Origin of the sequence: Sphaerochaeta sp., from assembly GCF_050178175.1 — a bacterium.
In the GTDB taxonomy this organism is placed as follows: domain Bacteria; phylum Spirochaetota; class Spirochaetia; order Sphaerochaetales; family Sphaerochaetaceae; genus Sphaerochaeta.
Window position 1 is genome coordinate 1 of record NZ_JBFXGH010000063.1, and the last position, 11937, is coordinate 11937.

Sequence of the window (11937 nt, forward strand, 5' to 3'; positions counted from 1 at the left end):
GAGTGTGAGCAGGAGTGCGATCCTGCTCTTGCCAATTGCCTGGAAAAAGTTCCCTGCGATGATCTGAAACCCTACCAACGGGGTAAGCAGGAACCAACGTGTCAGGGCAAAGGTTCCCAGCTCGAGTAGTGCCGGGTCACGGTTGAACATTGCAACCATGGTGGTTGGGAAGAATCGAGTAGCTAGGTATCCTACCATGATCAAAGCGGTGGAACTGATAATGCCAAGCTTGGTGGCCTTCTTTACCCGGTCATACTTCTTTGCCCCGAAATTGAAGCTGATCAGGGGCTGTACACCTTGCTTGATGCCGATTACCGGCATGATGAGCAGGGTGTGCAGGCTGTTGACGATCCCCATGGCTGAGATGCCGAGGTCCCCTCCATACTGCAAGAGGGATTTATTGAGAATGATGTTCAGGAGACTGCTGGTTATCTGGAGTACAAAACCGGGCAAGCCGAGGCTTACAATCAAGAGGGTATTGTGACGGCGGGCCCGGATGGTGCTTGGTTTTAGCTTCACCCTGCTGCGTTTCCCCAGGAAGTAGGAGAGTACCCAGGTAAAGGAAGCCATCTGGCTGATCACCGTCGCGCTGGCAGCTCCTGCCATTCCCCAATCCAAGGCATAGATGAAAATGGGATCGAGAACAATATTGGTACCAGCTCCCAGGAACATGGAAAGCATGGCAATCTTTGGGTTTCCATCAGCGCGGATGAAGTTGTTCATTCCCATATTGGTTACCTGGAACAATGCGCCAAAGAAGATGATGCGCATGTAGCTGGTTGCATACGGGAGTACCTGCTCACTTGCTCCAAAGAGGATGAGGATATCGGTCAGAAAGATCTGCCCGAGTACCACGAAGGTGAGTCCGCTTGCAACAAGCAGGAAAAAGGCATTTCCCATCACTTCCTCTGCTTGTCCCTTCTCTTTTTGTCCCAGGCGGATGGAGAAGAGTGTAGCCCCCCCAACCCCAAACAGTACCCCTATCGCCATCAGTATGATCATGACGGGGAAGACTATGGTAATACCGGCAATACCATCAGCCCCGAGGGAGGGACTGTTCCCGATATAGATCCTGTCCACTATGTTGTAGAGTGCATTGACCATCATCCCCACAATGGCTGGTACGCTGAAGCGGACCAGCAACTTGAAAATTGGTTCGGTGCCGAGAGGGTTCTCTTTTTCGAGGGTGGTGGTGCTCATTGTGCCGGTTCCTCTTTCAGGGCCGTGAAGATGGCTTCCAGGTCACTACAGAGCCTGTTGTAGGTATCCTCTCCTGCAAGTTTGCTGATATGCTCGCTCCAGCCACGGACCACAGGAACCACTGACGATTCCAATGCCTTTCCTCTCTCCGTAAGATGAATACGATTGCATCGCCTATCCTTTTCATCATGCTTGCGTGTGATGATCCCTTTTTCTTCAAGGGTATGCACCGTACGTGTGGTTGCCGCCTTGTCGATATGCAGCCACTGGGAAAGTTCCTCCTGTGTCCTTCCTTCCTCACGATAGAGGCTCATGAGGATTCCTACTTCTGCGCTGGTAATCCCATAGGGTTTTAGACGGGCATTGAGATACATCTGCTTGTTTCTGTGAAGGATGGCGATCAAGCGCCCAAGACTGGTGTTCATATAGGGATATAGTAAAGAAAATAGTTGATTTGTCAACCATTAATTTCAGATCAATCTGTCAAGTATAGCTAGGAGTGTTCCTGGTTACTGCTTTCTGGTACATCGATCCCTGCCGAGCTTCCCCCAAATGATGACCCAGGCATCTTCGCAGTTTTCAAGTAATGACAGGGGAAGCAGGAATGCCTTGTCCTTCGTGATGAAGAGATAAATGGCATCCTTCTCGTAATATGCGTGATAGACATCCTTCCATTGGTAGCGCACTTGTTCCGTATCATTGGAGATTTCAATGAAATCGGATGCTTCTGAGAACTGGATGGTGTAGACCAAACGGGGAGGGTCCAGGTCCTGAAGCTTTACCTGTTTTTTCAGGGATGCAAAAAAGTTTACAAAGTAGACAACCGGAACCCCAAGCCCTACCAGGAGCAGGACAGACCCAAGCATCACCGCTCCTTCTACATGGTGCATTGCGAAGCTGATAAAGGCTGAGACGGACATGATTGAGGCAAAGATGACAGGGCTCTTGTACAGTTTCAATCGCTTGATTATGTTGAATATGAGGAAATTCCTGAAATTGCTTTCACTCAAGTGTACTGCTATGGTCATGGTCCTACTATACCATATTGGTGAACTTGTTACATTCACTTTTTCTCGTATGGATGGTAGGATGTACAAACCACATATGGATACAAGCAATAAAAAAGGGCTTCATCTTAATCTCTTTCACCGGATCTTTCTGTATCTCGTCGTATTTGTGTTATGCATTTTCTTGCAGTTGGCTATTTCTGCCTACCAGGAAAGCTCCATCATGGATCCAATGCAAAGAAGTGCAGGGAATGTGCAGACGATCAGCTTGGTACTCAACGCTTTGGGGCAGACTCGGGAGTTGCTTTCCTCCTATCGTTGGGATTTTGGGGATATTGCCGCATTGGTTTCTGGTCTGAGAAGGGAATCGCAGATTGTTGAGGACAACCTGGGAAAGATTGATTCCGATATTTCTTCGATTGGAGTAGATCAATATCTTCTTGTCAGTGCAGTACATACTACATACAATGCATATAACCACTACCTCATGCTTTTAGAGGATTTGCTGATCAGGAACCATGTAGCAAAAGCCTCTGAGTTGTATTACGCCGATCTTGAGCCCTGTTTGAACCATCTGTATCGGTATATGCAACAATTGATGGAACAGTCCATCATGGATAACCAGTCTACCTATGATCGTCTGATGGTGCTCAATGGGCGGCTTGATGTCATCTATAGCTTGACGGTCCTGGTCATGCTTCTCTTTGGGGTTGTAACTTTCAGGGAAGTGATACGTATGCTCTCCATCGTACAGGAGATGGCCAATGCTTCCAAGGCAATCACTGCAGGTAATTTTGATAGGCCGGAGTTTAGGGAACACAGGAAGGATGAGTTAGGTGATATGACCCGAGCTTTCAATGAGATGAAGATGGCGATGCGGAATCAGGTCACCTTATTGCAGGCAAACAATGAAATGGAGAAAGAGATCTATCGTAAGGATACCGAGGCCTTGGCTATGCAGACACTGCTGGAGCGCGAAAAGTTGCAACTGCTACGGAGCCAGGTGAACCCTCACTTTCTGTTCAATACCATCAATGTGATAAAATATACGGCACAGGAGGAGCATGCAAAAAAGACAGATGCGTTACTCTCTTCCCTCGCTCGTCTTTTCCGCTATGCATTGGCCGATAATGAGGTGTTGGTCCCCCTCTCCAGGGAGATACAGATTGTGGATGAGTATTACAGTCTCTACAAGGCTCGCTTCGGGGAGAAGATCTCGCTTTTCTGGAATATTTTTCCCTCCTTGGTGCTGACAGAGACGCTGGTGCCTTCCTTTTTCCTTCAGCCATTGGTAGAAAATTCCTTCAAGCATGGACTTGGTCCTAAAGAAGGACAAGGAAGTGTCTGGCTGTCCTTGGGAGTAAAAGAGGATATGCTGATTGTACAGGTTGCAGATGATGGGATTGGGATGGATACAGAGCAATTGCAAATTCTCCGAACGCGATTGTTGGACCATCCTGTCACTGGGGAACATATTGGACTTTATACGGTTGCTGCCCGTCTCAAACTGATTGATGAGCGGTGCCGCTTTGAGGTGTTTTCAGACAGGGAGAAAGGTACGGAGGTCTGCATCAAGATGCCGCTGATCCTGAAGAACGAGGAGGAATTGGATGATTAAGATACTGATTGCTGATGATGAACGTATCGAACGAGAGCTACTTCATAAGATGCTTTCAGACAATCCTTTCTATGAACTTTACCAAGCGGAGAATGGCCGTCTGGCCGTAAACTATGCCGAGCTCTACGATGTGGATATCGTACTCATGGATATCGAGATGCCCGCTCTTAATGGGATAGAGGCATCCAAGCGGATACTACAGGATAAGCCAACTTGCCGCATCATTTTCATAACAGCCTACAGCATTTTTTCCTATGCATGTGAGGCTGTAAAACTTGGAGCGATTGATTATATACTGAAACCAGTGGACAAGGCTGATGTCTGTAGGGCAGTCAAGCGTGCAGAGAGCCAGGTTGAAGCTGAGCGCCAGCTCAAGGCTGCTAGGCCCGAAGCCGAATGCTTGCATGGGGACGAGGGTTCCGACAAGGCTGCTTTGATGATGTCCAAGGTGAAAAAATATCTGGAACACAGTTATATGAATTATGATCTTTCCCTTGATTCAGTAAGCTCGCTGTTGAATATTAATCCATCATATTTGAGTTGTATTTTCAAGCGTTGTACAGGAGTCAACTTTCTCGACCATATTACCAATCTCAGGATCAGTGCTGCAAAGGAGTATCTGGCAGACCCGTTTAAATCCATTGCAGAGATAGCTTCCATGGTAGGTTATGAGAGTCCCAGCTATTTCAGCCGTGCGTTCAAGAAGAATGTCGGAATCACCCCAACAGAGTACCGGCGGCAGAGCGGGGGAGGCACAGGTAGATGAAAAAAATTGTGTTCATGGCTTTCCTCTTTGTCCTCGTCTTAGTTTCTTGCAAGAAGGAGGAAACCAGGTATCCTGAGTTGGTGCTTCGTTATGCTGATAACCAGAGTGATGGCTACCCAACCGTGGAGGCTGCGAAGTATTTTGCAGAACTCGTAAAGGAAAGGACCGATGGGAAGATTGAGGTGAGGGTATTTCCTGACAGTGTCCTAGGCTCAGAGACCAGCGTCATGGAGCAGATGGGTTATGGTGGTATCGACATGTCACGATTCTCTGTTGGGACACTCACCAGATATTTCCCCAAGCTGTGGACTTTGCAATTGCCCTATCTCTATGCTGATAATGACCACATGTGGAGAGTTCTGGATGGTGAGATTGGGGATATGTACCTGGAAGAGGTGTCTGGGAAAGGTTTGATCGCCTTGGCTTGGTATGATGCTGGGGCGAGGAGTGTCTATACCCGGGTTCCCGTCTCTGGCATCGAAGATCTCCATGGTATGGTTATTCGTGTCATGGAGAATGATATGATGAGTCGTACCATTGAGCTTCTTGGTGCTGAAGCCGTGCAGATACCCTATGGTGATGTTTATTCTGCGTTACAGAAAATGCGGATTGATGGGGCGGAGAACAACTTGCCGAGCTATGTATTTACTGGTCATTACCAGGCGGCTCCGTATTTTTACCAGGACGAGCATTTTCGGTTACCGGAAGTGGTAATGATGAGTGTTTATGCTGAGCAGAAAATTGCGGCTGTAGACCCTTCGTTTGTTGGAGTTGTCAGGACATGTGCTGTGGAAAGCGGATTATATGAACGAATCCTCTGGCAACAAGAGGAAGAACGTGCTTACGAAAAGGCAATAGCCTCTGGAGTAGTGGTTACCAAACCCAGCGAGGATGCGTTGCTATACTTAAGGCAGATAATGGAACCGCTCTACCAAGAGCTGGATGAAATCGCACAGGATATTGTGAGGAGGATAGAAGATATCTAGACTTTCGGTTTTTCATTTTTTTGGATTCATTGCATTATCTTTGGCTGCATCTTGCGCTAGCAGAATTCCTCTTTTACAGTTTTGATGAAACTTGGATATTCTGAGTCGAATTACTTTAGGAGGCGATTATGAAACGTGTATTGATTGTTCTTTTGGCACTGTTGCTCAGTTCTACCCTGCTTTTTGCTGCTGGTGAGAAAGAAGCAGCTGAAGCAGGTGCTGAAAAAAATGTAAAACTTGTCTATGCAGAAGTCAACCCGCTTGATTCCATTGTTGGAAAGACTGGTGTCTATTTCAAGGAACAGGTTGAGAAGCTTTCCGATGGAACGGTAACCATTGATATTCAGGCTTCTGGTGTCCTTGGTTCCGAGAATGACGTTCTTGACTCCATTCTTGGTGGTGGTACCTCAATTGATATGTCAAGAATCTCTGCTTTTGCACTTACCAGTTATGGTGCGGAGAAGTCAAAGCTTCTCTCCATCCCTTTCACATTTGAGAACAGGGAACATTTCTGGGCATTTGCAAACTCTGATCTTGCTCCTGAATTCCTCAACGAGCCCCATGACATCGGTCTTCCCATTCGTGGAGTCTTCTATGGTGAGGAAGGATTCAGGCACTTCTTTGCTGCAAAGCATATTGGCGGTATAGAAGATCTGGCAGGCATGAAGCTTCGCGTATCCAATGACCCTGTCATGAACGGCATGGTAAGAGGCCTTGGTGCTTCTCCCACCGTTGTTTCTTTTGGTGAGTTGTACTCTGCTCTCCAGACTGGTGTTGTTGATGGCGCTGAGCAACCGATTGCAAACTATAAGGCCAATGCATTCCATGAAGTTGCACCCAATCTGATTCTCGATGGTCATACCCTTGGTGCTATTCAGGTAGTTATTACCGATACCGCTTGGGGAAAGCTTTCCGAGAGGCAGAGAGAAGCCATCATGGAAGCCGGCAAGCTTGCACAGGCCTACAATGCTGAAATCAGCGAGAATGCTGAGAATGAAGTACTTGCTGAGCTGAAGGCTGAAGGCGTGAATGTGGTCGATGTCGCAGACAAGACCCCATGGGCAGAGGCTACCAAGGCGGTAATCGAAGAGAATACCAAGAGCCAGGCAGCACTGTATCAGCAGATCAAGGATATGAAATAAGGACGTTTAGTTAGTTATCGGTGGGATTGCAGTGTCAATCCCACCTTTTCGAGTCTCAGGAGATGAAATATGCCAAAGTTCTTTGCATCAATGGATAAGATCAAGCATGCGTATGACTGGACTGATAAGATTGTCATGGTAATTTGCAAAGTGTTGCTTATCGCCGACATCCTCATCACCAGTTATGCAGTAGCAGGTCGTATGCTCAATGAATATATTCCGTTTCTGAAGGATCCTGCTTGGACGGAAGAGGTTGTCTTGACCTGTATGGCTTATATGGCTGTTCTGTCCGCCGCTCTTGCCATCCGAAGGGGTACCCACATCAGGATGAAGGCCTTCGATAAATATCTAAATAAACTTACGATAAAGATTCTCGATATCCTTTCGGATGTCGCTGTTTTTAGTCTTGGCATGATAATGCTGTATGTTGGCTGGAGGTATGCTATCACGATTGGGAGCAGGGGATTCTATGTCTCCTTGCCATGGCTCAGCCGATTCTGGATGTACTTTCCCGTACCACTGGCCGGGCTTGCAATGATAATTTTTGAGATTGAGGCTATTTATAACCATATAAAGTCCTTCTATGTGAAGGAAGAGGAGAAGGCTTGATGGACGCTAACAGTATTGCAATTATGATTCTCCTGGGAAGCTTCTTCATTATGATCTTCCTCCGGTTTCCTATCGCATATGCGGTTGGGCTCTCTTCTGTTTTCTGTATGCTTTTCCAAGGCTCCAGCCTGAATGATATCAGTCGCCTTATGGTAAAAGGCATCAGTTCATTCTCCCTGATGGCAGTTCCCTTCTTTATCACGATGGGAGTGTTGATGGGATCTGGTGGAATCTCCCAAAAACTTATAGCCCTGGCCAATGCTTGTGTAGGCTGGATGAGGGGAGGACTGGCGCAGGTGAACATTGTGGCATCCTACTTTTTTGGAGGCATCTCTGGTTCGGCTGCGGCAGACACAGCCTCTCTTGGATCAATCCTCATTCCCATGATGGTCGAAGAGGGATATGATGCTGATTTCTCCACCGCTGTCACCGTTACCAGTTCCTGCGAAGGACTGCTTGTCCCCCCCAGTCATAACATGGTCATCTACGCAACCACTGCAGGTGGAATATCGGTTGGAAGTCTCTTCCTTGCCGGATACCTTCCCGGTGCTCTGCTTGCCATTACCTTGATGATTGGCTCCTATATATTCTCGGTAAAGCGGGGATATCCAAAGGGCGAGAAGTTCAGCCTCAAGAACTTCATCATTCAGCTTGGCAAGTCAATCTGGGCATTGGCTGCGGTTGTCATTGTTGTCGTCGGTGTTGTGGCCGGTGTCTTCACTGCCACAGAATCGGCTGCCATCGCAGTTATCTACTCCTTGATCGTATCAGTCTTTATTTACAAAGGCTTGTCTTGGAAGGGAGTCTGGAAGGTATTGGATGATTGTGTCGGCACCCTTTCAATCGTGCTCATCCTTATTGCAACCTCCTCGGTGTTTGGGTATTGTCTTACCACACTCCACGTACCTACTCTTGCCGCTGAGGCAATTACAAACCTTACCGATAACAGGATTCTCATTATCCTGCTGTTGAATGTGATCCTCTTGGTCCTTGGTGCGATCATGGATATGGCACCGATCATTCTCATTGCGACCCCGATTCTGCTTCCTATCGCTACCGGAGTTGCAGGACTGGACCCCATTCAGTTCGGCATCATGGTGGTACTCAACTGTGGTATCGGCCTCTTGACCCCACCGGTGGGAGCTGTCCTGTTCATAGGTTCAGCCGTCGGGAAGGTCCCCATGGAGAAGGTGGTAAAGGCGACGCTTCCATTCTATCTCTGTATGGTTATTGCACTGCTACTGGTGTCATTCATACCTGAGATCAGCCTCATCTTGCCGAAGATTTTTGCAGGGTATATCCCGACAAACATGTAGAAAGATACCGGGAATCCCTTCCTTTGGACCAGGATCTTTTCCCTGGTTCCATTTTTTGGCTTTACCGCAGTCTTCTGTCGGACCTTGCTGCATCGAATTATGTCTTGTGTGGCACGCTGGTTACTTTGATCTACCAGGTTCGTGATATACTCATGGTATGCAGAAACCAACTATTGCCATCATGTATGATTTTGACAAGACCCTCACTACCAAGGATATGCAGGAGTATACGTTCATCCCCAAGCTCGGGATGTCCGCCGAGGCGTTCTGGCAGAAGTCCAATACACTCGCCAAGGGGCAGGGTATGGACCGTATCCTTGCATATATGAAGCTTATGCTTGATGAGTCCAGACGCCATGAACAGTCGATCAGAAGAAGCGATTTTGTTTCACTGGGAGGGAGCCTTGAATTCTTTCCAGGTGTACTCTCGTGGTTTGATGAGGTGAACAAGCTCGGCTTGTCGATGGGCTTGGATATACAACACTTCATTATCTCCTCCGGCTTGCGGGAGATCATTGAAGGATCAGCCATCGGGGACCGTTTCAAGCGTATTTATGCATGTGAGTATTTCTACGATGAGAACGGGGTGGCCACCTGGCCGAAGCTATCGGTCAACTATACAGCCAAGACGCAGTTCTTGTTCAGGATCAACAAAGGGGTACTTGATGTGCATGAGGACCAGGCCCTGAATGCCTACACCGCCGAGGGTGAGCGCAGTGTACCTTTCAGGAATATGGTGTATATCGGTGATGGACTGACCGACGTCCCCTGCATGAAACTCGTTAAGCAGAATGGAGGAAAGAGCATTGCTGTCTATGCAAAGGGCAAGGAGGCGATCAGCTATCGGTTGATGAAGGAGGACCGTATCAACTTCTTCACTGAGGCCGACTATACCACCCAGGGAGAGCTCTTCTCCTTGATGAAGACCATTCTTTCCCAGATGCAGGCGGAAAATGCCCTCACTGAGTACCAGCGAGTGATGAAACGTCTTGCTGGAATCTAAAGTCCCAGTCCTTTCTGCATCAGCGAGGCAAGTACTTCCATACCCTTCTTTGTGGGGTGCAACCCATCAGCGAGAAGCCCATCTCCAGCCTTGATCGGATAGCTTGCAAGGTCAATGAGGTGGGCTCCTTCATGCCTCGCAACAATCTCTTTGATACTTCTTGCCAAGTCTAGCTGACTCCAGTGATGGATGTTCTCTTCATCAAGGGCCCTGTCTGTCCTCTGTAATGGGGTGCAGAAGTACATTGTGCTCTCTTTATATCTTGTCAGCATATCACATACCAGTGTCTCATATGCCTCCTGGAATACCTCGATGGTGGTAGGTTCCTCTGCCTGTCCCCAATCATTGGTTCCTCCGAATACGATGATGATATCACCGGCCAACCGTTGTTGTCTTTTCTCGTCCAGGAAGGAAGAGGAGAGGGGACGGACGCCTGTTCTGCTTATCCTGCTTCCTGAGTAAGACTCATTCATGAGGAGCTTCAGCCCTGTACGTTCTTGGAGGAGATACCACCAGGTATGCTCCACCTGTGTTACATCGACGCCCTCGCGGGGGTAGAAGAGTTCATGCTCCTCAGGGACATATCCTGCAAAGGTGGAGATGGAATCGGCAAGGATGGAAAAGGTCTTTGTCTTCATGCCGGTTAGTGTATCCTACAGCTTTTCCCGCTGCAAGAGTCTGTGGTATGCTGGGCGGGGAGGCTTGCATGGATACGAAAATTTCAGTCGTTGAGGAAGGGGCTCTTGAACGGGTTGGATCAGTCTTTGTCGAGGCATTCGGACATATCCCGGCGTTGTTGGTAGCAGATGGCATAACACTGGAAGTAGGTGGGTTCCCTGTTTCCAGATCGCTTGAAAAGGCTGATATCCAGGTCAGACAGTTTATTTTCCCTTCTGAACCGCAGCCGTATGCAGATGAGCATGCTATTGCACAAGTTAGGCTGAGCCTGGAGATGGACAACAGCATCGCAGTGGTCCTTGGCTCTGGAACACTCAACGATATTACCAAGCGTGCAAGTGCTGAGTTGGACCGTCCCTATATGGTTGTTGCCACCGCTCCCTCTGTTGACGGCTATACCTCCTATGGCGCAGCAGTCTCGGTAGGTGGTTTCAAGCAGACGCTTCCCTGTGCTGCCCCTATGGTGGTGATTGCTGATACCAAAGTACTCCGTGAAGCTCCCATGGACATGATTGCAAGCGGTTTTGGTGATTGTATGGCCAAGTACACTGCCGGTATGGACTGGATTCTTGCAGATCTGGTTGGGGTTCATCCTATCCGTAGTGATGTATGGGACATGGTCCAGATTCCGCTGAGAAAGGTATATGCGCACCACACAGGGATATCCCAAAGAAGAGGCCGTTCCATCGGTCTCCTCTTCGATGCGCTCTCAGCAAGTGGGTTTGCCATGCAGGTTATGCACGATTCCCGCCCCGCCAGTGGTGCTGAGCACTTGATCAGCCATATCTGGGAGATGGAACACTTGAGCAAGGATGGACTTCCGGTAAGCCATGGTTTCAAGGTCTCCATCGGTACCCTGACCATTACCTATCTCTACGAACAGCTCAGGCAGTTGGACCTTGCTGATATCCCCCTCACCGGAGCAGAGAGCTGGGAAGAACGTGAGCAATCGATTACGGCATTCTTCCCCGATGAAAGTGTAAGGAAACAGACCTTGGCCATCGCAAAAGAGAAATTCCTTGAGGGGGACGCCTTGCTAGCCCGAAGAGAGAAGCTTGTCTCTCTGTTTCCTGCCCTGATCGAGAGAATGGATGAGCAACTACCCCCGTACCAGGAACTGAAGGAAGCAATGGCGGAGGTTGGCTGTCCGGTTACTCCTGCTGATATTGCAAGTAATCTGGAAGGGCTTAGACACGCAGTAACAGGTGCGCAGATGATCCGTAACCGCTATACCGTGTTGGATCTCTACTACGAGTTGGGACTGTTTGACCTTGCCCTGGATATGCTCTCAGGAATGTAGGACTTCTTAAGCGGGAGAAACGTCCTTCTGATATTTGCTGGCAGGCTTGTCTGGTATGGTCCTCTGTAGTTTCCCAGATGCGATTAATGGTGTGAGGAACGTTTTTCTAAAATGTTCCCTCTGTTCTATGCAGATATATCCCTGCATCTCTTCCCTGGTTCTTGGAACAGAACAAAACTCCAGCAACATATGGAATTGACTCTCTTGCGTGGTATCTTTGCTGGCAGGATAGTTGGTAATACTACGCGTAAATCTGCTTACAGTGGTGGATTCTGCCAGTTGGTATCTGTCTCCACGTAGGGAGCAGGATGG

13 protein-coding genes are annotated in these 11937 nt (G+C 48.3%); 8 read left to right on the plus strand and 5 right to left on the minus strand.

The genetic code is table 11. The features are described from left to right. From AB7S66_RS08015 to AB7S66_RS08025, 3 genes are all read right to left on the minus strand, one after another. Positions 1–1200: MATE family efflux transporter (locus AB7S66_RS08015; RefSeq protein WP_428518922.1), on the minus strand; the 1200-nt coding region annotated here is incomplete at its 3' end. Beyond that, entirely contained in the window at positions 1197–1625 is a 429-nt protein-coding gene (locus AB7S66_RS08020) for a MarR family winged helix-turn-helix transcriptional regulator (protein WP_428518923.1), read from the minus strand. The genes AB7S66_RS08015 and AB7S66_RS08020, both read right to left, overlap by 4 nt. Positions 1626–1709: 84 nt before the next feature. Further along, entirely contained in the window at positions 1710–2228 is a 519-nt protein-coding gene (locus AB7S66_RS08025; RefSeq protein ID WP_428518924.1) for a YcxB family protein, read from the minus strand. Positions 2229–2430: 202 nt separating this feature from the next. On the opposite strand from AB7S66_RS08025, the gene AB7S66_RS08030 reads away from it, so the two are divergent. The 7 genes from AB7S66_RS08030 to AB7S66_RS08060 all read left to right on the plus strand — a co-directional run bounded on the left by AB7S66_RS08030 (position 2431) and on the right by AB7S66_RS08060 (position 9647). Further along, entirely contained in the window at positions 2431–3825 is a 1395-nt protein-coding gene (locus AB7S66_RS08030; RefSeq protein WP_428518925.1) for a sensor histidine kinase, read from the plus strand. After that, positions 3818–4591 carry a response regulator transcription factor gene (locus AB7S66_RS08035; protein WP_428518926.1) on the plus strand — a complete coding sequence of 258 codons (774 nt, stop codon included), beginning with the start codon at positions 3818–3820 and terminating at the stop codon, positions 4589–4591. Before AB7S66_RS08030 ends, AB7S66_RS08035 begins: the two co-directional genes overlap by 8 nt. Continuing rightward, complete coding sequence (locus AB7S66_RS08040) at positions 4588–5577, plus strand: TRAP transporter substrate-binding protein (RefSeq protein WP_428518927.1); 990 nt, start codon at positions 4588–4590, stop codon at positions 5575–5577. Before AB7S66_RS08035 ends, AB7S66_RS08040 begins: the two co-directional genes overlap by 4 nt. Positions 5578–5705: 128 nt before the next feature. Then, entirely contained in the window at positions 5706–6719 is a 1014-nt protein-coding gene (locus AB7S66_RS08045; protein WP_428518928.1) for a TRAP transporter substrate-binding protein, read from the plus strand. A 69-nt stretch (positions 6720–6788) separates the two neighbouring features. Beyond that, the gene (locus tag AB7S66_RS08050) at positions 6789–7328 is read left to right on the plus strand and encodes a TRAP transporter small permease (protein ID WP_428518929.1); all 540 of its coding nucleotides are present in this window, start codon (positions 6789–6791) and stop codon (positions 7326–7328) included. Beyond that, positions 7328–8644, plus strand: a complete 1317-nt coding sequence (locus AB7S66_RS08055; protein ID WP_428518930.1) for a TRAP transporter large permease — start codon at positions 7328–7330, stop codon at positions 8642–8644. The genes AB7S66_RS08050 and AB7S66_RS08055 overlap by 1 nt, the downstream gene beginning before the upstream one ends. Before the next feature lie 157 nt (positions 8645–8801). Further along, on the plus strand, positions 8802–9647 hold the full coding sequence (locus tag AB7S66_RS08060; protein ID WP_428518931.1) for an HAD family hydrolase: 846 nt from the start codon (positions 8802–8804) through the stop codon (positions 9645–9647). Here AB7S66_RS08060 and AB7S66_RS08065 read toward each other — a convergent pair. Next, positions 9644–10285 (minus strand): SGNH/GDSL hydrolase family protein, encoded by a 642-nt coding sequence (locus AB7S66_RS08065; protein WP_428518932.1) that lies wholly within the window; start codon positions 10283–10285, stop codon positions 9644–9646. The two genes, AB7S66_RS08060 and AB7S66_RS08065, sit on opposite strands and share 4 nt — an antisense overlap. Before the next feature lie 68 nt (positions 10286–10353). Here AB7S66_RS08065 and AB7S66_RS08070 point away from each other — a divergent pair, with 68 nt between their 5' ends. Next, positions 10354–11625: a sn-glycerol-1-phosphate dehydrogenase gene (locus AB7S66_RS08070; protein ID WP_428518933.1), complete on the plus strand. Its 1272-nt coding sequence runs from the start codon at positions 10354–10356 to the stop codon at positions 11623–11625. A gap of 6 nt (positions 11626–11631) precedes the next feature. Here AB7S66_RS08070 and AB7S66_RS08075 read toward each other — a convergent pair. Next, positions 11632–11937, minus strand: a 306-nt coding sequence (locus AB7S66_RS08075) for a Fic family protein (RefSeq protein ID WP_428518934.1), incomplete at its 5' end; no start/stop codon positions are given.